This is a genomic window from Candidatus Nitrospira salsa (genome assembly GCF_965152625.1).
The window spans coordinates 430,616-454,430 of sequence record NZ_CBCUCO010000005.1 but is presented as its reverse complement, the minus strand read 5'-3'; the positions used below and the strand labels follow the sequence as shown (position 1 = coordinate 454,430).

Sequence of the window (23,815 nt, the reverse complement as noted above, 5' to 3'; positions counted from 1 at the left end):
TTTTGGTGAATGATTTGTGGATATTGACTGACTGTATTCGAATTTAAGTTAGTCAAATGGGGGATATGTGAACGTGTCACATCTACGGTAAACTACGTGTAAGTTGGCGTTCTGGGAAAGTCGGAAGACCGGCATGGCCACTTTACTACTGCTTGCGTATTTTCATGACCAAGACCCTTAGCCAGAATCACACTCTACGGACTCCGTCTTATCTTATTGAGTATGCATTCTATGGTCTTCAATTCTATTTGATGCTGGGTGAAGTTCTGGGACTGTCTATTCCCTTTCTTGGCGCAGGTGTCTTAGTCGTGCTCGTTACTCTCTCTTTTATGCACGCAGGTGCGCGTGGGATGGGTCTCATTAGACCGATCGCGCCTGCTCTAACCTGTGCACTTTCCACAATTTTCCTACAATTGGTGATCCATGAAGAATCAATTTCCAACGGTATGATGCGATCATATGTCACCTGGGCTTGGTCGCTTGTTGTGATTCAGATGTTATTGTTACGACCACAGTTTTTTCATCGTTTTGCATGGGTTTCTTTTTTCCTTGCCTGTGGAACGCTTCCATTTATTAAAGTCTACGTGAGTACGGGGGAGTTGACGCGAATAGGAACAACGTCTGGAGTTGGATTAGCCAATCCAAATGCGTTTGCCATGTGGTTTGGGTTTTGTTACGTGTATTTCCTAGTCTTAGGCTTAGAAACCAAAAACTATCTCGTGCGTGTGGTCTCCTGGTCAGCGGCATTATTGTCTTGTTATTTTGTCGCCGCTACCGTCAGTCGCGGTCCGCTTTTAGGTATAGCGATTGCCAGTGCCTTTGCGTTCAAAAACGTTCTCAAGCGAAGTTTTCTTCCGATAATTATCTTTCTTGTCTGTCTATGGTGTATTTATATGTCAGGGATTGCAGATGAACTCATCGGGTATTATCTTGAACGGGGGACAGAGGAAAGCGGTCGCACGTATCTGTGGTCTGTTGCACTTGAACGTATGTGGGAGTCCTGGTGGGTCGGGGTCGGGATTTCGGATGCGGTCATCGAACTGCCGGGTTCAGGGTACAAGACGAATCCCCACAATGGCCTTTTGTTTATTGGCCTGGCCTCAGGAGTCATTCCCTTATGGTTCTTTATCACGTACATTGTTCGTGTCATTCGCGGAGCGTTGGCCTCTAGCCATTCCCGTACTCAATACACAGCATTTGTGTTCCCTTTAACAGTTTTTGCATTACTTGAGGTCATGATTATTGGTCAAGCGTTTATGTCCGTTTGGCATATCGTGGTCTTCGCCATGGCAATATCATGTTGTTCGAACCCTGTAGTACGTCAAGAATCGTAATTTGAAGGCCATCTGATTTTCCCAAAGAGGCCAACCCGATTCGTGTGTGACAGGCATGTATGTTAATCCAACGTAACGTGTGAAAATGGGAATGGCGACTCCTACGGATGAGATGAGTATTTTGGCATTACACCAGAAGGTAGATCTTGAAGAAGGTTCTGAGGCGAGAAGCAAGATTCTCTATCTCATTGGTCAATTGGGGGCTGGAGGGTCAGAGCGGCAATTGTATTATTTACTTCAGGAAGTAGATAGGCAACACTGCGTTCCGACCGTTGTCGTCTGGAACTATAACGAGCAGGATACCTATGTGTCTCGAATTCGTTCATTAGGCATAGATATATGTGAGGTTCCTCATTCGTCTAACCCTATGAAGAAACTTCTTGCGTTCCTTCGCTTAGCCAAAAAGCTTCAACCTGATGTGGTTCATTCCTTCACGTTTCACACGAATTTTTCAGCTTTCTGTGGTGCGCTGATTGCCTCTTCAGTGGCTGTTGGCTCACTACGTGGGGATTTTCCAAAGACGTTATACGATACAGGGGTGATCCAAGGGCGGTTATGTTTACGATTTCCGCGAGTCCAACTTTGTAACAGCAGTATCGTCGCCGATAAGGTCAGGCAGTGGGGGGGGATCTTTGCTCCCAGACGGCAAGTCGTAGTCCGAAATGGATTAGATTTCTCGTTATTTACATATTGTGCTTTGCCTGCCTCTCAACGGGTAGAAATCCTGGCTGTTGGATCACTTTTACCTCATAAGCGGTGGGATCGTCTTATTGACGCGGCGGCTGAATTGAAGAGGCGCGGATACGATTTTCTTATACGTATTGCTGGGGATGGTCCGCTTTATGGTCTTCTGAGTCAACAGATACAAATGTTGGAGGTAACAGACTGTGTGGCCTTACTTGGACATTGTGAGCATATATCAGACTTGCTAGCTAGCTCGAGCTTTCTTGTCCATACTTCAGAGACTGAAGGCCTTCCGAATGCCATTATTGAGGCCATGGCCTGTGGTCGGGCTATCGTGACGACTGATGTCGGAGAAGTGTCACATCTTATGGAAAATGGGGAAAATGGATTTGTTGTCGAGAAAGATGATCGAGAAGGATTAGTTGCTCGAATGGCCATATTGCTCACCGACGCTGAACTCCGTGAGCGTATGGGAAAAGCCAATCATGTCATCGCTAAACAAGCGTTTGGGTTGACTCGACATGTCGATGAAACTTTTGACGCGTATCGCGCGGCGGGCTGGACGAATAGTAAGCCGATGCGACGTGACTGAGTTGTGTGAGCCTTGTGGATACGATGTAGGAGTTAGCTGATCCGTCCTCCCTGGTTAACTTCAGCACAATTATCTGAAACTTTATTTATGTAAATATGCAAGTATAGCTATGTGTGCCAATTGACGAATTCACTTTCTCTCACTGAGGGATAAGCAATTTTCGACAATCCTCATTTATTCAATGTTCCTGCCATCTATCTCTTGACGACTTATATCACGTAGAGGTTCTTTATGCGTATCCTTGCTATCACGAATATGTACCCTAGCGCTGAATATCCATCTTCAGGTCTGTTTATTCAGCAGCAAATTAAAGGGCTCCGAAATATTGGGGTTGACGTTGATCTCCTTATCGTGGATCGTCTGGAAAAAGGCAAACACGCCTATTGGGGATTAGGTCCTCAGATTCGCGATAAAATCAAAGAAGTGAGTCCTCGTTTGGTGCATTGTATGTATGGTGGTGTGATGGCTGACATTGTTACACGCACTATTTCTGATACGCCTGTTGTTGTCACGTTTCATGGATCCGACTTGCTTGGAGAGAATTTGTCTGGCCTTTTGAGGAAATGGTACTCCAGATATGGAGTCTGGTGTTCCAAGCGAGCAGCACAACGGTCAAGCGGAATCGTTTTGGTCTCATCGGTCCTGCAAGAAGTTCTGCCTGTCAACGTTGATCGGTCTAAAATCAGAACGATTCCTTGTGGGATCGACGTCGAACTTTTCAAGCCCATGAATCGAGACGTGTGTCGGCAACAACTTGGATGGGATCATGATGTTTTCCACATTCTATTCCAGAATTCCAGAGATCCAGTTAAGCAACCTGCGCTCGCATACGCATCCGTTAAGGCGCTCGAACAACTCGGAGTCAAAGCGCAATTACACGAATTGCGAAACATCCCCTACCGTGATGTACCCATTTGGTTGAATGCGAGTGGAGTATTATTGCTCACTTCGTTACATGAAGGCTCTCCAACTATTGTCAAAGAATCCCTGGCGTGTAATGTTCCAATTGTTTCGGTGGATGTGGGAGACGTCGCTGAACGAATACATGGAATTGATGGATGTTATTTGGCAAAATCTTCTCCTGGTGATCTTGCGGCTAAGCTCGCTCTCGTTCATGCTGGCATACGGAGCCATCAAGGACGAGAAAAAATTAAGGAACTTTCACTCGATCACGTGGCGCTGCGTCTTGTGCAATTCTATGCTGAGTTACAATGATTGAATCGTACAATGTGTGGGATGAATCATGATTGACTCTATTTATCCTTTGAGACCGTTGAGCTCTGGTTTGATACCGTCTTGGCGTTGAGGGGAGCGGCACAATCGAAACAGGTAAAAAGTGAGATGGAGTTGTGCTAGGTGGTGATTGAATCCCCGTTGCCTCTGTGCAACGAGGATTCATTGATGCTGGAATCAGAATTGATTGAGGGCTCTCTTAGTTTTCGTTTAGTTTTAAGATTACACTTTTGGGGCTTGCTGGAGGTTCATTATCAGTTGAAACCTGAGGAAATTCAAATGCTCCAATGTCAGGTCCCGTTCCAATGTTACGTTTGATGCCATCGTAATCCGTCGTGACTTCATTGATGGTAGAGGCATTATCAATAGCTGGGCTACCTTCTTGAAGCCGAAAATCATTGGCTTCTTTATTCACGAACTCTGGATTGGTACTTAGATTGTGTGACAACACGGTTCCTGACTGATCCCCAGGGGATAAGTAGATGTCTTCGGTTGTATTCTGGTATACAATATTATTTCCGATTGTGGCGTTTTTGAAGTTGTTTCCCACATAAATGCCGTATCCTTCATTTTTGTACACGGTGTTATTGTACGCTCGAGTCGTTTGGCTATTTCCCAATCCGCTAATATAGATACCGTAGTGTTTGTTTGCAAACGCGATATTATTATACAAAAGTGCGTTTGAAGATCGGTATGTTGTGCAAAAGCCAGAAAAGTTTTCGTAAGCCGTGTTGTTGTATACCTGATTGCCAGTCCCTGCGCTGACGAGTACCCCACATCCCCACTTACCAGAGGTGTTATTGTGGTGTGCAACGTTGTGTCGGATCGTATTATGGTCAGCGGTATTAATCGTACTTCGATAAATGTGGACTCCAAATCCGACGTTATGATGGATGTCCGATTTTTCAATGATATTATGAGCTGTTTCAATATAGAGTCCGTGATCAAAATATGTTGAACCGTTGTGATGGATGTTCATATTAATAAACTCATGGTAGGTATTATGCGGGGCGGTCTGTGGGCTTGCGCAACCACTACAGATTGACACCAATATTCCGCTATCTGTAGCGTTTTTCACTTCAGTATTTTTCACACGTATATATCGAGAATTGTCACTGAATTTAAATCCGTGCTTCGCCTGACTATTTCCGTCGACGGTAAATCCGTCGATGATGAGATATTTAGCTTGTCCGTCCTTAACCCAAAAAAATGTCTGTCCCCCTGGGGGATATATGGTCACCGTATCACCGGGGTTTGCTGCGACGGTGACTGGATTGTTCCAGGATGTTCCATTGGGAATTTTTGTAGACCAACTCAAGATTGACTCATAATACGTCCCAGCTTTAACGTAGAGGGTATCGCCGGCAACCAGTTTACTCACTCCGTGTTTAATGTTTCGGAATGGTGACGCTTGAGTCCCAGAACTCGAGTCATTTCCTGTCTTGGCAACATAATATGTTGCGGCGTCACTTATTGTTGGTGTGCTGGTTATTAATGTAGATACTAACCCAATGAAGAAAAATATCGTAGTTCTGACACATATTGAGCCTATCATGACTTCCCTCCACAGCTTTTAAGAATTAAGTATACAAGAAATGTGTGGCTATGGTCTTATCGGTAAAGAGAAATGAAACTAAAGGATGTGTTTTAGAGACGGAAATACCTTGTAGGATTCTTCTTGAAGTCGATGGAATCTCTACAGGACTAAGCTAAGCGCAATAGTTCTGAGGGTTTGTGTTCATGGCTGGTCCAGGTTTGGAGAGTGACAACTAGGTGGAGAAAAGTGCAGTCTGAGTCCTCCCTCCTTTGTCTATTGGAGGGAGGTTTCAGGTTTTGATGAGGTAGAATGATGCTCGTGACGTCAATATGTTTCGCTACTTTCGATCCGAGCTTCGATTGCTACTGATTGAATAATACTTTCAGTTATTAGTTTCCGTTTTTCTCTCTCTGTATTTGACCTCCCTGGGAAGTGTTCAAAGCTCGTTCCCTCTGGAATTCATCGCATCGTGTAGGTATGGTCTTTCTTATCCCAACCACTGCCATTGCGAGTCCAATACCGAACATAGATCGTGCCGCTGCTGGGAAGCCCTGTGACAGTACGTGAATGACTGGTTCCCATGGAGCCGGATTGAAAGAGATTCGAGCCTCCCACACTCGTGCCGATTTCCAGCCAGTGTTCCAAGTCTTGACTGGTGTGAGCACCGGTAAAGGTGACGGTCCTGGTCGATAGTGTCGCGCCGGGAGTCGGGGAACTCATGGCGGGCGGGAATGTGCCCCCTCCCCCTCCGCTGCCACCACTGCTTGTCGTCATCGAGTAGGTATGATCTTTTTTGTCCCAACCACTGCTATTGCGAGTCCAATACCGAACATAGATCGTGCCGCTACTGGGAAGCCCACTGACGGTACGTGAGTGACTGGCTCCCATGGTGCCGGATTGAAAGAGATTCGACCCGCCAACACTCGTGCCGATTTCCAGCCAATGTTCCAAGTCTTGACTGGTGTGAGCACCGGTAAAGGTGACGGTCCTGGTCGATAGTGTTGCGCCTGGAGTCGGGGAACTCATGGCGGGCGGGAATGTCCCCCCTCCCCCTCCGCCGCCGCCACCACCACTATTGACCGACATCGTATAGGTATGCTGTTTAAAGGCCCAGCCACTGTTGTTCAGAGTCCAGTATTGGACATGGATTGTTCCACTCGTGGGAAGTCCAGATACCGTTGTGGTGTGGCTGTTGCCCATGGACCGGTTATACAGATTGGGATTGTTGGCTGTTGTGCCTACTGCAAGCCAGTGCTCTTGATCTTGACTCGTATGACCGCCGGTAAAGGTGACCGAAGTGGTTGTTAACGTAGACCCCGGTGCTGGTGAGTTTAAGGGAGCAGGGAATGATCCACCGCCACCGCCTGAACCGCCCTGAAATTCATATGCGCCAATATCAAAACTGCCACCTTGAGGTCTGGAGTTTCCATCATGATCACTGTTTATTCCGCTAATGGTCGTTCCAGCATTAATGGCTGGACTTCCGGCGTTAAGACGGAAATTTTTCGCCCCGGCATTTACAAATTGTGGATTACTTTCCATGTTATGTGAGCTTGAAGCTCCATTTAACCCAAAGTTGGTACCGTTAGATCTGGCAATATTATTTTTCACTGTCGCATTAGGTACGGCTCCGCCGACAAATATGCCATAGGTTCCATTATTATAGGCGGTATTATTTTCCACCCTGGAACTAGTGTTGGTGGCTTTTCCGACATATATTCCATATATGTCATTCCCATACGCAATGTTGTTATAGATTCTTGTACTTGCAGATCTTTCGATGGTGCAAAGTCCAGCAAAATTTCCATAGGCTGTATTGTTATAGGCAACGTTGCCAGTTCCGGAACTCAGAAGGATTCCGCACCCCCAAACTCCGACTGTATTATTATCGTAGGCTTTAACATTGCGAACAATGTTATTGTTCGCGGTGTTCGTCGAACTATATAAATGGACGCCATATCCCTTGTTATGATGAATGTCAGATTGGTCGATTAGGTTGTTGCTCGTGGTAATATACATTCCGTGATCAAGTTGTCCTGAACCGTTATGGTGTGCATTGAGGTTGATGAATTCATGGTGGGTGTTACCAGATCCGGAAACCAGGACGCCGGAGTTTGTGGTGTTTTTTACTTCGCAGTCAACAACTCGGACATATTTCGTTCCACCCTCAAACTTAAAGCCATGTTTTGCCGAATTGCCCCCATCAACGTTAAAGCCCTTGATGATCAGGTATTTCGCTTTTCCATCGCCGATCCAAAAAAACGCGTTATTGGCTTTAGGTTTAACTGTCACCGTATGTCCAGGGTTGGCCGCAATGGTAATTGGGTTATTCCAGGAAGTGCCATTTGCAATAGGAATTTCCCAATGTCGAATTGATTCAGTATAGGTCCCTGATTTCACGTACAACGTATCACCAGCAGAGATGGAGCGAACGCCTTTTTCAATGGTACGAAACGGTTGCGAATTTGTGCCGGGATTTGAGTTATTTCCTGAGGTAGCAACGTAGTACGTTGTTGCTTGTGCCGACGTGACATAGATAAGTGACAAGATCAAGAAAAGAGCGTGGCCAATAGTCTTGTCTCGCATGAACGTGAAAAGTTTCAAGATCATAAGAGGATCCTCTCTGTGTGTTGTGGTATGACAACTGTTGTAAGTAAGGTGCGTGTGTTGCTGGTGGTTGTGTGGATGTCATTTGAATCAAGCACGTGACGATTTGCTGGGCGATTGATTTCACTTGCCGAAGTCTGTTGATTTGACGGAAACATTCCAATCAGTCATATGCAGCAGGCAGGCACACGTATGATCAGATTTGTGGTAACATCATTTTTTTCTGAGACGTGTAAGAACTGCTCAGATTAGATTTTTAAGAATTTCTATGAGAACAAGAATGAAACATACGGAGCGGAATCACCCCAAACAGGTGGGAAAATTCTACCGATGTTCGAGTTTTTAAAAATGGTGTACGGGAACGTCTTCAAACGTTGTTAGCTCAAAGCAAAATATATGCTCATTGTGATATGACGAGAGCGACCGAGGAAGAATTTTTTCGCAAGTACCTAAAATGTCAAGTAAAAAATCATGTTGAGTACAAGGCGCATGAGAGAATTTGTGTTTTAGAATTTTTATCTAAAATCTATATCTAAGTATTGTTGCTGCATTCGTTGACCTTCACTTTGCCAGATGGAGTGTCAAGGAATTGAGTTCATGTTGTGTGCAATCTGACGTATGTGCTGTAGGCATTGTCCGAATCCACTGTAACCATGCATGTATCGAGTCGCGTCCGTGGATGAAATGCGTCAACTATTTTTTAATATTCTTCGTCATATGGTTGGTCATTAACTGAAAAGAGTCGAAGGAAATGGAGGGATATCAGTACAGTCTCTCGTTGTTCGAGATTAACATCATCATATCGTTTCCTTGATCTGCACCACTGTTAGACTACAAGCTTTCTAATTTCTTCTTGTGACAGGAATAGTCGAAGATGTAAGTTAGGCCTTGGGTCGTCTCAGTCGTTTTTCAATATTCGGTATTTGTGCATCTAAACGTATCAGTGACTGCTCCAAGTTTTGGATCAAGCTTTCTGAAAATTAGGGTGAAACACGATGAAGTCAAAATATCCTACTGTTTCGGTGATTGTTCCTTGTCGAAATGAATACGTGCATATCGAAGAGGGCGTGCGTTCCATATTAAATCAACAGTCTCCTGATGGAGGCTTTGAAGTTCTTGTTGTCGACGGGATGTCAACGGATGGCACCCGTGAAATACTTCAAGAGCTTATAAAGGATGATTCTCGACTTCGAGTAATTGATAATCCCGCGTTTTTCACTCCTCATGCGATGAACGCAGGAATACGCGAGTCCAGTGGACGGTTTATTGCTATCATGGGAGCTCATACTCACTATTCAAAAAGCTATATTCAGGCATGCGTCAATGTCCTTGAGGAGCATCCCGATGTCTGGTGTTCTGGTGGACCAATTCGAAGTGAAGGAAGAAGTGCCTTTGGTCGTGCTGTCGCGGTGGCGATGTCGCATCCCGTCGGTGTGGGAAATGCGAAGCATCGTTTCAGTACGTTCGAAGGGTATGCTGAAGGAGCATGTTTTCCAATGTTTCGACGTGAAGTATTTGAACAAATTGGCTTATATGATGAAAATCTCATTCGTAATCAGGATGATGAATTAAATTTACGTATGGCACTCAATGGCGGAAGAGTCTATCTTTCTCCACTCGCTGAATGTCGGTATTTCGTGCGTGATACTCCGAGGCGATTATTTTGGCAATACTTTTTCTATGGGTATTTTCGTGTGGAAGTGTTAAAAAAACACAAAGTCCCAGCTTCTTTCAGGCAACTGGTGCCAATTGTATTTTTCCCTGTCGCGCTTTTGTTGGCGCTTGCCTGTTGGTGGGTTCCTGATTGGTGGGCATGGGCGGGATGTGTGCCGTTGGGCTCCTACGTGTTGGTGCTACTGGCCACTGGGATTTGGGTTGCCACACAAAAAGGTGTGATGCCTGGCGTATTATTTCCTCTTGCCGCTTTTCTAATGCATGCAGCGTATGCGGTGGGATTTGCGTGGAATCTGGTGGGCGCGGGTGTGCCGAAGTCTACAAAATAAGGTGAATCCGTGAAGGAACGATTGGTTGCAGTATTGATTGACGTAGGAGCTAAAGCATGTCGAACAGTCATACCTTGAAAAATGTTCAGGCGATTCCTCGTGTTGCCGTCATTGGGGCCGGTTACTGGGGGAAAAATCTTGTTCGCAACTTTCATGCGATTCAGGCATTAGAAGCGATATGTGAAAGTGATTCACAGGCGGTGATGGTGTTACGTGAGTCCTACCCTGGCATCAAATTCGTTCAGAATTATTCAGACATTATCAATGATCCGGCGATTCAAGCTGTTGCGATTGCAACTCCTGCGGAAACTCACGCAACAATTGTCCGAGAAGCTCTTCTCGCTGGAAAGGATGTCTTTGTTGAAAAACCCCTGTGCTTGTATGTTGACCAAGGAAAAGAGCTTGTAGCTCTGGCGAAAGGTCGGGCACGCATTCTGATGGTTGGTCATTTACTCTGGTATCATCCTGCGATTCTTGAACTCAAAACACTTATCGATTCGGGAGAACTTGGGCGAGTTCAGTACATTTATTCGAATCGCCTCAATTTAGGGAAAATTAGACGAGAAGAAAATATTCTTTGGTCTTTCGCGCCTCACGATATTTCTGTCATTCTTGGTCTTCTTGGAGAAATGCCAGAGAGTGTTCAAGCTCAAGGGGGAAATTATCTGCAGCAACAGATTGCTGATGTGACCGTGAGTTTGTTGTCGTTTCCTAGCGGGGTGAAAGCTCATATCTTTGTCTCCTGGCTTCATCCTTTCAAGGAGCAAAAATTGATCGTAGTCGGTGATAAGAAGATGGCTGTATTCGATGATGTGGAGAAAACAGATAAGTTGCGTTTGTTTCCCCATTCGATTGCATGGAAGGCTCATCACCCGATTGCGAATAAAGCCGATGCTCAACCTGTGGTTTTAGATGAGAAGGAACCATTGCGTGAGGAATGTCTCCATTTTATTGAATGCATACAATCTCGAAAGACTCCACGGACAGATGGTGTGGAAGGGTTACAGGTTTTGACCGTACTTCAGCAATGCCAAATCGCCTTAGAGCAAAAAATTTCAGATCGTACCGAGCAGACTTCTGTATCATCACTTGGGTATTTTGCCCATGAATCTGCTTGTGTGGATGAGGGAGTTGAAATTGGGGAGGGAACAAGCATTTGGCATTTTTCACACATTCTCAAAGGGACTCGGATTGGGACGCAGTGTAAAATTGGCCAGAATGTCGTTGTGGGGCCAAACGTATCGATTGGAAATGGTGTGAAAATTCAAAATAATGTTTCGGTTTATGAAGGGGTCACCCTAGAAGATTCGGTGTTCTGCGGTCCCTCAATGGTCTTTACGAATGTGTTTAATCCAAGAAGTGATATTCCAAGGATGAATGAACTGCAGCGCACGCTTGTCCGGAAAGGCGCAACTCTTGGGGCGAACTGTACGATTCTTTGTGGATTGACGGTTGGGCGATATGCGTTCATCGGAGCCGGATCTGTCGTGACCAGGGATGTTCCGGATTATGCTTTAGTTCTTGGATCTCCAGCCAGAGTTACAGGGTGGATGTGTGAGTGTGGGGTCAAGTTGGTTTGGTCTGAACAGGAAGCGGTGTGTGTCTGTAGTGGACGATACACAATGGACGGTGTAGACATCTGCAAGCGTGTTGACCTGGAAAGGTAGAGAGGCAACTATGAGTGTTCCATTGCTAGATTTGAATGCACAGCATGAGCCAATTCGTAAGGACATTCTTGCGGCTATAGAGCGTGTGATTGATAAGAATAGTTATATCTTAGGAGAAGAGGTCAAAATATTAGAGGAACGCGTGGCAGCGTATTGTCAGGCGCGCTGTGGTATTGGGGTGTCCTCAGGGACCGACGCATTGCTGGTTTCTCTTATGGCGCTTGGGCTTGGACCTGATGATGAAGTGATTACGACCCCACTCTCGTTTTTTGCGACAGCTGGGTGTATTACGCGTGTCGGCGCAACGCCGGTCTTTGTCGATGTCGAGCCGGACACGCTCAATCTTGATCCACAAAAAATTCAAGCAGCCATTACGCCACGAACACGAGCGATTGTTCCTGTTCATCTGTATGGTCAATGTGCTGATATGGATCCGATCCTTGAGATTGCTGCTGAGCATGAACTTGTTGTTATTGAAGATGCGGCACAGGCTATTGGAGCGGAGTATAAAGATCGTCGTCGCGCTGGAAGTATAGGGAACATCGGATGTCTTTCCTTCTTTCCAAGTAAAAACCTTGGGGCCCTGGGTGATGGTGGGATGGTTGTGACGAATGACGAGGCACTTGCCGATCGAGTTCGATTGCTCCGAACGCAGGGAGGAAGGCCAAAATACTATCATCAAGCTGTCGGCGGGAACTTTCGGTTGGATACACTGCAAGCCAGCGTGTTGAATGTGAAGCTCTCCTACTTAGACCAGTGGACATCGATGAGACAACAGAATGCGATGCGATATGAGCAATTGTTTACACAATATCAGTTGACTGGAAATGATCCTGTTCATCTTCCTCCAGCGGTATATCGAGATTCGCAGGTGCCTCATTATCACATCTATAATCAATTCATCATTCGAGTCCCAAAACGTGATGCGCTTCGCGAGTTTTTAAAAGAGCAGAAGATCGGCGCCGAAATCTATTATCCCGTTCCGTTACATCTCCAGGAATGTTACGCATCGTTGGGGTATGTGCCGGGTGATCTGCCGCAAGCAGAAAAAGCCTGTCAGGAAAATTTGGGTATACCGATCTATCCTGAGCTTACGTTAGACCAACAAGAAACAGTCGTGAGAGCAATTGCCGAATTTTTCGATAGGTAAAAACTCATGGGGTAGTTTTTACTGCCGTTGATTTTTACCGTGTTGGTGTGAGATGTGGGGGAGCGTGGCTGCTATTTCCCTTCTCAGGCATTGAACGATTGAGTGCGCATTTCTTGTTGAATAAACGAAGGCGATGCGTGGTCACAATATTGCCGATGAAATAAACATGTCAATTCAATCATATGGCTCGCAGAGTGAAGAGGCGCGGATTCAGGGTGTCTATGCTGGCCGTCATGATGATCAGCGTAACTCGTGGTTTCGTGCGGGTCACCTATTTATGATTCAGTCGCGGGAGCGGCGACTTTTAGGCATATTGGAAAAGTACCGACTGAGTTCATTAGGACACGTATCCATTTTAGAGGTTGGGTGTGGAACGGGGTATTGGCTCCGACAGTTCATTAATTGGGGCATGCAGCCCGAGAATATTCATGGTGTCGATTTAGTAGAAGAGCGTATTTCCGAAGCACGGCGTTTGTGCCCGAACACAGTTCACCTCACATGTGGAAGTGCGGCGAAGCTTGATTATACTGATAACCAATTTGATCTTGTTTTACAGTCTACGGTGTTGACCTCAGTGTTAGATCAGGACATGCAAGCTCAAATTGCTTCGGAAATGTTACGTGTCGTGAAGATCGGAGGAGCGATTATTTGGTATGACTTTCATGTAAATAACCCGAGGAACTCTAATGTTCGCGGCGTGAATAAAAAGGAAATTCGAAAACTTTTTCCCAATTGTGAGTTACAATTACATCGTGTGACATTAGCTCCACCAATTGCTCGAATGTTAGCTCCGGTCTCCTGGGTTGCATGTTCGTTACTTGAATATACGAAAATTTTTAATACACACTATCTTGGCATCATCCAGAGATCATGAGTAATCACATCTGTAAAGACTCTGAGCGAGCAAGGTCAGGTGTGATAGGTTCAAGTGGAATGAATGTTTTTGACCAATGAGACACTTCAGAGTCTCAGGTTCAAGACAAAAATAAATCTTCGTATTGAAGGAAGAAATAAGTATGGCACAGAATCGTGTACGGGAGCGAAGCGAAATTGCCGCTCAACTCGTTGGATATGCGAGTCAGGCGAGATATGCGACGCGCGCCAATTTTTTGTTTGATGGGATTGCTTTTTCTGATTCCACAGTTTTGGAGGTTGGTTGTGGAACTGGCGCTTGGGTCATTTGGGCGGCTATAAACGGTGCGAAACAAGCAATTGGCATTGAACCGGAGTCTGACGGCAGTACCTCACAAACGCTAGAGACATTACGGCAGACAGTCAATGCGCTTGGGTTAAACGAAACCGTCTTGGCCTATGACTACTTTCTTCACCAATTGCCGATGGAGGAAGGTAAATATGATACGGTTATTTTGTACAATGTTATTAACCATTTAAATGAACAGGCCGTTGTTGATCTTCATGAAAATCAGGAGTCATTCAGTCAATTTCTTAATATTGCGACAGATCTTCACCGAAGGATGAAACCTGGGGGCATTATTATTATTGCTGATTGTGGGCGGACAAATTTTTGGGATCGTATAGGGCTTCCCTCTCCTTTTGCTAAAAATATTGAGTGGGCGAAGCATCAAGATCCTGTTGTTTGGAGCCGGGTGTTTGTATCGGCGGGATTCCGATTGTTAGATATTCGCTGGTCTCCGCTCCAGCCTTTTACGAATATTACGGCAAATCGTTTCGTTCAGTATCTTACGTGTTCGCATTTTGTCCTGCGATTGAATGCGTAAGTGCGAGTTTGTCGGATTATTGCTTTTTTGTGTACCCCTTGATTTTGATGAATGTTACAAGGATTTAGTTCTTGGTGACGTTTCATGTAGAGAACGACTTGCCCTTTCCCTTCCAGCGTTGTTTTCCTGCCTCCTACTATTTGAGGCTTGGAGGGAATCAGTTGATGGTAACGCCGCCTCTTGGATTTTTTTGTCTAATCCTCCAGTCGAGCTTGTGCCGCGAGACTTGTTATTGAGTGATCGTTTGCTCCGCACCTAAACCTTGGATTAGTTGCTTATATTATTTCGCTGAACTCTTTTATTATGATTTGTGCGCTAATCTTCTAGATGTCAAGGTTACGCGTTGTCGGTATTGTTCTCCTTCCAAATGTCAGGCAAATAAACATCTCGCGATGCAAAGTCCTCTATACTCGTATTACGTTCCTTTGACTTAGTGTCATGCTATTTGACGAAGGTCGAATTTCGTGGAGGTTCGTAGATCGTTTCTATTGTCTGAATGATTCTGTGTGGCCAATTTGATTGTACCAGTGAGCTTCTATCAAGCAGAACAAGCGTGTGAGAGGTTGATCGGGAGTAGACGTGTGCTCATACTTTTGAGCACATATAGCATCTATCTCTTAGTCTTGACTCTGATGCCGTTTACGTTTTCTTTCGACTCGTCATGGAAGTTTCTTGATCTCGCTTCAATCCGATTTGAGCCTTTGGCGGCTGTTGTGTGTTGTACGCCCATTGAAGAGATTGTCGGAAATGTTTTGCTGTTTGCCCCATTTGGTTTTTTGTTGAGCATTCTTCCTGCGTGTCGTTGTCGGAGTCAGTGGTCAAGGCTTATCATTGTTGTCTGCTTTGCCTGTTTAGTGAGTGTTTTGATTGAGTACAGTCAGATTTTTCTCCCGCGTGCCCCCTCGATTGCGGATGTATTTCTGAATTCTATTGGTGGAATCATTGGGGCGGTAGCTGGTTCGTATGGCTATGATGTTGGTCGTCGATATGCCTGTAGAGTGTGGGCGAATCTGCAGAAATCCCCGATGGTCCTGTGGCTATTCTTGGTGTATGTGATGGCGCTGTTTGATCTGACTAGTCTGAGCATCCTTGGTACGGATTTTCGAAATTGGGATCCAAGCTATCCATTTCAATTAGGTAATGAAGCGAGTGGCGACCGCCCTTGGCTTGGAAAACTTTATTTTGTGGCCCTCTATGACAATGTCCTAACTGCTAAAGAGGTACAGCGTCATTTCCATTCAGGGCCCTTCCAGAGGCCCTCTCAAAAGGGTAATCGGAATGGTCCTGTCGCACTTTATTCGTTTACCGAAGGGAGAGGAACAACAGTCCAGGATCGCTCTGGTTTTGGGCCGCCTCTCGACTTGTCCATTGGTGATCGAGAGAAAATCTCTTGGATTGCCCCACAGGGTGTCGAACTTTTAGCGTCCACGAGTATTACCAGTGCGGGGCCCGCCCAAAAACTTTGTTTACGCCACATGTGTTCTCGCAGCCAGCTGTCTGTTGAGGTGTGGGTGGAGCCGGAGAACCTTGAGCAAGCTGGACCTGCGAGAATCCTTTCATATTCAGCGAATACGTTATTGCGGAATTTTACGCTTGGTCAGTATGGAAAAAATATTATCTTTCGATTACGGACGCCTTTATCTGGTCTGAATGGTATTCACCCCGCTTTGCAGACGACGGATGATCCGCTCATTGAGGGACGCCACCACATTGTCGTGACCTATCGCGTCGGTTATTTCACGCTGTTTGTGGACGGGCGAAAACATGCCATTCTTACGGTCGATGGACGAGATCATTTGACGCTATTTTACTCTGTCGGTAAATGGGCCTTTTGGTCTGTCGCATTGTTTCCCATAGGATTTCTTGCTTATATCATTTTTTCACGATTGGTACGTTCCGTGGTAACGGCCATTATTTTTTCTTTGGTCATTGGTTTCGTAGTCTTATTAGGGGTAGAGCTGGTTTCATGGGCTTTCGTGAACAGAGAAATAGACGTGCCGCTATTACTTTCTGGAACTGGTGTGATCTTTCTTTCAGCGCTGACAAGTTCAACTTTTGATAAAGCGACGGCTGTTCACTAATGTTTCAAGCATGGTGTTCTGGTAAATGCGATGTTTTGTAATTGATGAGTCTAGAGAGTGAGAAATTCTTGAAGTAGACTTCCTTTGCCATGTACTGTACTTAGTCCTAATTTCTCTTGAGACCCCACAATCATTTTGTTCTGGAGCGGTCTATGTATACCGGTAACAACTTATGACACCTTTTCTCCCATTTCATCGTCCTGATATTGGTGAGGACGATATCGCTGCTGTGGTTGAGACGCTGCGATCTGGTTGGTTGACGACGGGTTCGAAGACTCAACAGTTCGAGGAAGAATTTAATTCACAAATTGGCGCTCGACATGCCGTCGCTGTCAATTCTTGTACCGCTGCTTTACATTTGGCTTTGGAGGCGGTTGGTGTGACAGCCGGGGATGAAGTTATTGTGCCAACGATGACATTTGCCGCAACGGCCGAAGTTGTCCATTATCTCAATGCAAGCCCTGTGTTGGTTGACTGTCAAGAGGACACGCTGAATATTGATATTCAATCGGTTGAGCAGGCCATATCCTCGAAGACGAAAGCGATCATTCCCGTACATTTTGCAGGTCAGCCTTGCGCCATGGATCCACTGCTGGCGTTAGCCAGACAGCATGATATCAAAGTGATTGAGGACGCCGCTCATGCGCTTCCAGCCCGATATCGAGGGAAAAAGGTGGGGACGATTGGCGACATTACCTGTTTTTCCTTTTATGCGACCAAAACGATTACGACTGGGGAAGGGGGAATGGCGACGACTGATAATGCCGAGTGGGCCGAGCGAATGAGAATTTTGAGCCTTCACGGAATTTCGCGTGAGGCCGTGAATCGGTATAGCCCAGAAGGTTCCTGGCGCTATGATATTTGCTATCCAGGGTACAAGTATAATTTAACCGATATGGCTTCGGCACTTGGGATTTCTCAGTTAAGGAAATGTGATCGATTTGGAATGGTGCGGCAGTACTATGCCGGGCTTTACAATGATGCGTTCCAGAAAATTCCAGAAATCATCGTTCCGTCTGTCAGTACAGAGATGGAGCATGCCTGGCATCTCTATGTTATCCAGCTTGACCTGGAACGGTTGCGAATTGGGAGGAATCAATTCATTGTATTACTGAAAGAACAGGGCATTGGAGTCAGTGTCCACTTTCATCCTCTTCATCTTCATCCGTATTACCGCAAGACTTATAAGTACCGACCTGATGATTTCCCCATAGCCACGAAGGTGTGTGAGCGAATTATTTCACTACCGATCTATCCAAAAATGACGGAGTCGGATATCAACAGAGTCATTGAAACAGTGAATATGTTAATTTCTCAATATCGGTGTTGAGCCGCACAGTACTTCGCTTATCTTTTTCCAAGACCCTGGTATGTTTCATTGTGTAGACCTGATCTTTGAGCTGTCTTTTATTCCGAGTCCTTGTTATTCCTCTATAAGCGGTTGTGACTCCTCAAAAGCGAGAGACGTCTGAGATGGAGGGCCTAGGGGACTTGAGGCGTAATCTCACAAATTATTTTTGTTGCCTGTTCCCGTTTTGAGTGCTTCCAAGCCAACTCCCTCTCGTCCATTACAATATCCATGATCTAAGTGAACGTTTTTGTAGGTTGCGCAAAGCGCGCTTGATGACACGAGCTCTGGTTCTCCACTTCTTAGTACGCGAATTTTCATCGTATCTTACATGTTCATTGGGCAGGAAATTCAGAGCCTTGAGAGGCTTCCTTGCTGGTTTGCTCTGCTTTCAAGATGGGTGTATAGCCATTTATTCAGGTTTTTTGGATAGCGTGTCTTTCTCAATGACAGCAACCGCCCTCTGTGCAGTTTGTCCCATGGCCTTCCACTTGACTAAGAGATGCTGTTGACCATAGTGATACAAGGTCCCGAGAGCTGGGCCTTCACCGTACTCAACACAACAGGCAACCCCGTGGAATCTCCGAGCATTATCTACGAGGTCACGACGTGCCTCGATGGCCCGGGCGAACGGAGTGCTCCACGGGGTGAGGTGGCCTCAAAGTTGGGCCGGTAGTCCGTGTCGGTTTTGATCAGGCCATGGGCGACCCGCGCTACTTTCGCGGCCACCGCACACAAGGCCTTGCGTTTGCGATCAGGATTCAGGGGATCGCTTTTGATCGAGCGCGCATATTTCTGGCGAAAGGTATTTTCACGCATGCGCACGGCACCTTGAGCCGCCATCCAAAAGGCATAGCGCAAGCGGCCATTCCCATGCTTCGATAACCGTGGGAGACTGCGGGATAGCCCTGATTGATACGTACACAGATCGAAGCCACAGTATTTGAGGAATTGCCGATGATGAGGAAAGCGCCGGAGATCCTCCGCTTCAGCCAGGATGGTTAACGCCAGGATCGGCCCGACCCCGGGCAAGGTCCGCAGTTGCTGATAATCGGGATGAAGCTGGAGCGTCTGATCGGCTTGAGCTTCAATACTGGTGCGGAGGGTACAGAGGTGTTGATGCTCGGTGAGGACGACGCGAAACATGTGAATCGCCTTAGAGTCCTCGGTGACGGGAAGCCCAACGCTTGAGTGGGCTGTCGTATAGAGATCATCGAGAAAGCCGCGCTTGTTGACCTTCCGGCCCACAACCGATTCGGCTTCCTGGTAAAAGGCTTCACGGTCGTAGCGCGTAATGGCGGCTGGACAGGGGAACCGATGCCGCAGATGCGTAAACCATTGCGCACGAGAATTCGTGAAATAGCGTTCGGCTTCGGGAAAATAAAGCGGCAGATAATGGGTCATGATGCTGTGCTGGACTTGGACCTTCCGTTGAGAGATATGGAAATGGGTCTGGGCTAATTCTTGGAGATCATTCATGGCATGGACCAAGGGATCATGATAATGTTGCGAGACACCCGTTTTGAGCAGATGTAAAAGTACCTGGGCGTCTTTGGGATCATTCTTATCCCAGGAGTTATACAGTGCATCGCGGGTGCGGGCCAGGGCCAGCGAAGAAAGGAGCCGAAGTTCAAACCCGCACTGATGGAGAAAGTGCCCGAGGGAGCGGTGATACACGCCCGTGGCCTCAAACCCAATGAGGACCGAAGCCCCTACCGCCTCAAGGCGTTGTCGGAGTTGGTCATAGTCGCGACGGGTATTGGCCATCCGCCACCGCTGACGCGACCCGTCCGGACATTCCATGAGGACTTCATGATGCTGTTTGGCGATATCGATAGCGACAAGAGTTTGCTGAGGGTGAGTGGTCGAGCAAGATGTCTTAGGATGTCCCTCCTGAGAAGAGTGAGTACGCCACTCTATTGTAGAAGAGATCTAATCGCTTAGGGGCTTGCTTCCACTTATACTACGGGCCAGAGTTTCTCGCACAGGCGCTACAAGATTGGGGCCAGGAGAATCGCGTCCTCATCTACCACATTCAGCCCGGTCGCCCGACGCAGAACGCCTTCATTGAACGGTTTAATCGGACGTATCGGACTGAAGTCTTGAATCTCTATCTTTGTCGGAGTTTAGAAGATGTGCGGGAGATCACGGCCGAATGGATGACGATCTATAATGAACACCGGCCTCACGAGGCATTGCAGTGACAAGCCCCCTGTAACTATCACAAATCCACACCAGAAAACTCTATGTCTGAACTGTCCGCTTGACGGGGAAGCTTACACCTGTGCCTAGTGGAAATGGAATGTTCGTTATGACGACGCTGTGGAGGAGTGCCCAAAGGAGTTTAGTATTATTACTTATTTATGGGAATGTTCCAGCCAATTTCAACACAAATAGGTCTGTGAGATTGTGGTGTGTTTCTCGGTTTATAGAAAGTTTTTGAATAAGAAAATACCTTTAGTGTGAAATTGGGATCAATTAGACTAAGAGTATAAGCCCAATGGCTCACTATTTGTGAGTTTTTTTTGCACCTACTCGTATACTGCGAAACGATGATCTATAGCTAAGTTTATAACAGGATACCTCAGACGAAAGTTGTTAAAAAATTTGACTAAGAACAGGTAGATGCAGATTTTTCAAGGAACTACCCATTAGAGATAGCCAGATACCGCATTCTACACTATAATGCACTACCCTTTTTCCGTTGAGACAAAAATTTAATGTCTTTCTATTTTGACATTTTGGAGTGTCAAAGATGATCAAGCGTTCATTTGATTTTCTTGGAGCACTGTGTGCTCTCCTTCTCTGTTTTCCCATCTTTGTCTTAGTTGCCATCTTCATTAAGTTGGAAAGTCAGGGGCCAATTTTTTTCAGTCGCATTTATGTGGGGAAGGGGTTTCGCCACTTTTCCCGGTATAAGTTTCGTACGATGATTTATAGTGAACCCCAGAGACAAGAGCCGTCTCCTGTGGTCTCGTCTCATTGCTTTACACGAATAGGACGTTTGTTGCGCCAGTTTAAATTGGATGAATTGCCTCAACTCATTAATGTGCTGAAAGGTGAAATGAGTTTAGTCGGGCCACGTCCCGAAGTCCCTTATTATGTCAATCAATTCCGAGATCGGTATGAAGGGATTATTCAAGTTCGTCCCGGATTGATGGATCTTTCATTTCTCATGTATGTCGATGATTTGACTGCTCTTGGTCCATCAACCATCAAGCCTCCAGTTTCAGAATCTACTTATTTGCAAGAAGTTCTTCCAGAAAAAATCCGATTAGCAAATCTCTATATTGAGCATCGATCTTTTGCTTTTGACTTGGCCGTTATCGCCCAGACGCTTCTGAAGTTATTTGGGATGCGAACGGTATTGCTGAGAGTACGAGCCTCGCAACACCCTAATGAAATAGAAGAGACGATGGTGTTTAAATTTCTGTACAGACATAAACGAGTTCTTTTCCCAGTCTTGGACGTGTCTCTTATTGTGTTGGCCAATTATATTGCGTTCTGGTTGAGATTTGATGGTCAAATATCTCTCGAGTCATACCACTTGTTTACAGGTATGTTGCCTTGGCTCATATTGATTCGTGGGGTATCGTTTTTTGTGTTTAGGCTCAATGAGGGGCTTTGGAGATACGTCAGCATTTGGGATGTGAAGAAAATATTAGTTGGGGTCTTGTCTGGATCTCTAGCCTTTTATGTGTTGGTTGCTTGGGTCTTGCAGGTGGGGGCGTATCCGCGTTCGGTCTATATTATTGATGCCATTATGCTAATCGGGTTGCTCGTTGGCATTCGAGTCGCAGTCCGATTATTCCGTGAGCGAAAAGTCATAAACCGAATGAAGCGAGTACTGGTGATTGGCGCAGGAGATGCTGGGGCAAAGATTGTTCGGGAAATGCAAGCTCATCCATCCTGTACCTATGTGCCCATTGGGTTTGTAGATGATGATCCCACCAAACTCAATAAGCGGATTCATGGCGTCAAAGTCCTAGGTGCCCGTCACGACCTCGTTGATCTTTTGCCAATGTTGAAGCCTGAGGAAGTCTTAGTGGCCTTGCCCCGAGCGAGTGCCGCTGTGGTGCGAGACATTATGAACGTTTTATCCCCGTTTAAGCTGCATATTAAGACGTTGCCAAAACTAGAAGATATCTTAAATGGTCATGTTTCGATTAACCAAATTCGTTCGCTGGCCATAGAAGATTTACTTCAACGACCTTCTGTGAATTTACGCCCAGAGCCAGTTGCGCAATTAATCAAAGGGAAGCGAGTATTTATCACAGGTGCCGGAGGCTCCATTGGGTCGGAGCTTTGCCGTCAAATTGTCGAGTTTGAACCAGAGGCTCTCATCCTGTACGAGCGACATGAAAACAGTTTGTATACTATCAATAGTGAGTTAAATGATCATGGACATGCCAAGCTCATCTACCCGGTACTCGGCGATATTACTGATGCTCAACGCCTTGAGAGCACGATGCAGGAGTATCGCCCCGACATTGTATTTCATGCTGCTGCGCACAAACATGTCCCCTTAATGGAAATGAATCCTAGTGAAGCATTCAAAAATAATGTGTTGGGGACCTGGGCTGTTGCTGATATGGCCAATCAGTACGGCGTCGAGTACTTTGTCTTAATTTCAACTGATAAAGCCGTAAATCCCTCAAGTGTGATGGGGGCCACGAAGCGGGTCGCCGAATTAGTCATTCAAGGATTAGCGAGACAAGCGTCGACATGCTTTTTGACTGTCCGTTTTGGGAATGTGTTAGGGAGTAATGGGAGTGTCGTCCCTCGCTTCCAACAGCAGATTAACGCAGGGGGGCCGGTTACGGTCACCCATCCTGAGGTTCGTCGATATTTTATGTCTATCCCTGAGGCTGTGGGATTGGTGCTTCAGGCAGCGACGCTTGGTGAGCAAGGGAGTATATATCTACTTGAAATGGGTGAACAAATTAAGCTAGTGGATCTTGCTCGTAACCTCATTAAACTATCTGGTCACTTACCAGATAAAGACATTTCGATTGAATTTGTGGGGCTTCGTCCTGGAGAGAAGTTACAGGAGGAGTTGGTGGGACATTCAGAAAGTACCATTCCTTCTGCACTCGATAGCATCCTTAAGGTCCATTCTCAACAATCTCTCGATAACCAAATTTTCGACAAGATCAATGAAATTAAAGCAATGTCTGTGAGCAATGATTCTCGTTTGGTTCTTGAGCATCTTCAACAACTTGTGCCGACCTTTTGTCAAATTAGTCGCATCGGTAAAAAACAATCTGAAAGCTCTCATGTTCCAACCTATGATCTCCATTTGAATTCAGGGAAAAAGCGAATTCTGATTGTCGATGATGATCGTCCTGCTCGGAAGGCCATCCGCATTTTTCTCGAATCCCAAGGCTATATTTGCGCTGAAGCTGATCACGGAGCTTTGGCCTTAAAGTGGTTAGAGACGCAACATGCCGACTTAGTTATTACTGATAATCGGATGCCAGTTTTGGGAGGGTTTGAATTTCTTGAACGCCTCAAGGGAGGAAGCCAAACCCTTTCGCTACCTGTGGTCGTGTTCAGTGGCCATTTAAATGAAGAAGATAAACAGCGAGTGCTTCATTATGGAGTTTGTGCTGTATTTGAAAAACATGAAGGTTTTAGTGAAATCTTACCCGTGATTGATCGCGTTCTTGAGAAAATATAATTCGGAACGTGGGAGTCAAATTCCTAATTTTAGGGTTTCTTGGATAAACGCTCGACGCGTATGCTCAGATAGATCTTACCGTTGCGATTGAGAGTCGTATCGGCAGATGGGAGGAGAAGGTCATTTTCTCTTACAAATTGATTATGTCATCTTCGACAGA

At 45.9% G+C, this 23,815-nt stretch carries 13 protein-coding genes and 2 pseudogenes; 12 read left to right on the top strand and 3 right to left on the bottom strand.

The window, feature by feature from the left end:
- Nucleotides 1-164 precede the first annotated feature (164 nt).
- From ACWQXP_RS22525 to ACWQXP_RS22515, 3 genes are all read left to right on the top strand, one after another.
- Complete coding sequence (locus tag ACWQXP_RS22525) at nucleotides 165-1,334, top strand: O-antigen ligase family protein (RefSeq protein ID WP_454065130.1); 1,170 nt, start codon at nucleotides 165-167, stop codon at nucleotides 1,332-1,334.
- An 85-nt stretch (nucleotides 1,335-1,419) separates the two neighbouring features.
- Entirely contained in the window at nucleotides 1,420-2,610 is a 1,191-nt protein-coding gene (locus tag ACWQXP_RS22520) for a glycosyltransferase family 4 protein (protein ID WP_454065129.1), read from the top strand.
- Between the two features lie 231 nt (nucleotides 2,611-2,841).
- Nucleotides 2,842-3,825: a glycosyltransferase gene (locus tag ACWQXP_RS22515; RefSeq protein WP_454065128.1), complete on the top strand. Its 984-nt coding sequence runs from the start codon at nucleotides 2,842-2,844 to the stop codon at nucleotides 3,823-3,825.
- A gap of 217 nt (nucleotides 3,826-4,042) precedes the next feature.
- On the opposite strand, the gene ACWQXP_RS22510 is transcribed toward ACWQXP_RS22515, so the two are convergent.
- Both ACWQXP_RS22510 and ACWQXP_RS22505 read right to left on the bottom strand, forming a co-directional pair.
- The gene (locus ACWQXP_RS22510; protein WP_454065127.1) at nucleotides 4,043-5,398 is read right to left on the bottom strand and encodes a right-handed parallel beta-helix repeat-containing protein; all 1,356 of its coding nucleotides are present in this window, start codon (nucleotides 5,396-5,398) and stop codon (nucleotides 4,043-4,045) included.
- Between the two features lie 441 nt (nucleotides 5,399-5,839).
- A complete protein-coding gene (locus ACWQXP_RS22505; RefSeq protein ID WP_454065126.1) occupies nucleotides 5,840-7,990 on the bottom strand; it encodes a right-handed parallel beta-helix repeat-containing protein in 2,151 nt (716 codons plus the stop codon).
- Between the two features lie 992 nt (nucleotides 7,991-8,982).
- Here ACWQXP_RS22505 and ACWQXP_RS22500 point away from each other — a divergent pair.
- The 7 genes from ACWQXP_RS22500 to ACWQXP_RS22470 all read left to right on the top strand — a co-directional run bounded on the left by ACWQXP_RS22500 (nucleotide 8,983) and on the right by ACWQXP_RS22470 (nucleotide 17,957).
- On the top strand, nucleotides 8,983-9,990 hold the full coding sequence (locus tag ACWQXP_RS22500) for a glycosyltransferase family 2 protein (RefSeq protein WP_454065125.1): 1,008 nt from the start codon (nucleotides 8,983-8,985) through the stop codon (nucleotides 9,988-9,990).
- 56 nt (nucleotides 9,991-10,046) lie between these two features.
- Nucleotides 10,047-11,657: a Gfo/Idh/MocA family oxidoreductase gene (locus ACWQXP_RS22495; RefSeq protein ID WP_454065124.1), complete on the top strand. Its 1,611-nt coding sequence runs from the start codon at nucleotides 10,047-10,049 to the stop codon at nucleotides 11,655-11,657.
- Nucleotides 11,658-11,667: 10 nt separating this feature from the next.
- Nucleotides 11,668-12,807: a DegT/DnrJ/EryC1/StrS family aminotransferase gene (locus ACWQXP_RS22490; protein WP_454065123.1), complete on the top strand. Its 1,140-nt coding sequence runs from the start codon at nucleotides 11,668-11,670 to the stop codon at nucleotides 12,805-12,807.
- A 166-nt stretch (nucleotides 12,808-12,973) separates the two neighbouring features.
- A complete protein-coding gene (locus ACWQXP_RS22485) occupies nucleotides 12,974-13,681 on the top strand; it encodes a class I SAM-dependent methyltransferase (protein WP_454065122.1) in 708 nt (235 codons plus the stop codon).
- A 142-nt stretch (nucleotides 13,682-13,823) separates the two neighbouring features.
- Nucleotides 13,824-14,546 carry a class I SAM-dependent methyltransferase gene (locus ACWQXP_RS22480; RefSeq protein ID WP_454065121.1) on the top strand — a complete coding sequence of 241 codons (723 nt, stop codon included), beginning with the start codon at nucleotides 13,824-13,826 and terminating at the stop codon, nucleotides 14,544-14,546.
- Between the two features lie 581 nt (nucleotides 14,547-15,127).
- On the top strand, nucleotides 15,128-16,627 hold the full coding sequence (locus ACWQXP_RS22475; protein ID WP_454065120.1) for a VanZ family protein: 1,500 nt from the start codon (nucleotides 15,128-15,130) through the stop codon (nucleotides 16,625-16,627).
- Nucleotides 16,628-16,799: 172 nt separating this feature from the next.
- On the top strand, nucleotides 16,800-17,957 hold the full coding sequence (locus tag ACWQXP_RS22470; protein ID WP_454065119.1) for a DegT/DnrJ/EryC1/StrS family aminotransferase: 1,158 nt from the start codon (nucleotides 16,800-16,802) through the stop codon (nucleotides 17,955-17,957).
- A 628-nt stretch (nucleotides 17,958-18,585) separates the two neighbouring features.
- On the opposite strand, the pseudogene ACWQXP_RS22465 reads toward ACWQXP_RS22470, so the two are convergent.
- Nucleotides 18,586-19,895, bottom strand: a pseudogene (locus ACWQXP_RS22465) (IS110 family transposase); the annotation flags it as partial.
- Between the two features lie 47 nt (nucleotides 19,896-19,942).
- On the opposite strand from ACWQXP_RS22465, the pseudogene ACWQXP_RS22460 reads away from it, so the two are divergent.
- Both ACWQXP_RS22460 and ACWQXP_RS22455 read left to right on the top strand, forming a co-directional pair.
- Nucleotides 19,943-20,173 (top strand): annotated as a pseudogene (locus ACWQXP_RS22460) (integrase core domain-containing protein); the annotation flags it as partial.
- A gap of 557 nt (nucleotides 20,174-20,730) precedes the next feature.
- Nucleotides 20,731-23,655, top strand: coding sequence for an SDR family NAD(P)-dependent oxidoreductase (locus tag ACWQXP_RS22455; RefSeq protein WP_454065118.1), 2,925 nt, complete (start codon nucleotides 20,731-20,733; stop codon nucleotides 23,653-23,655).
- Nucleotides 23,656-23,815 lie beyond the last annotated feature (160 nt).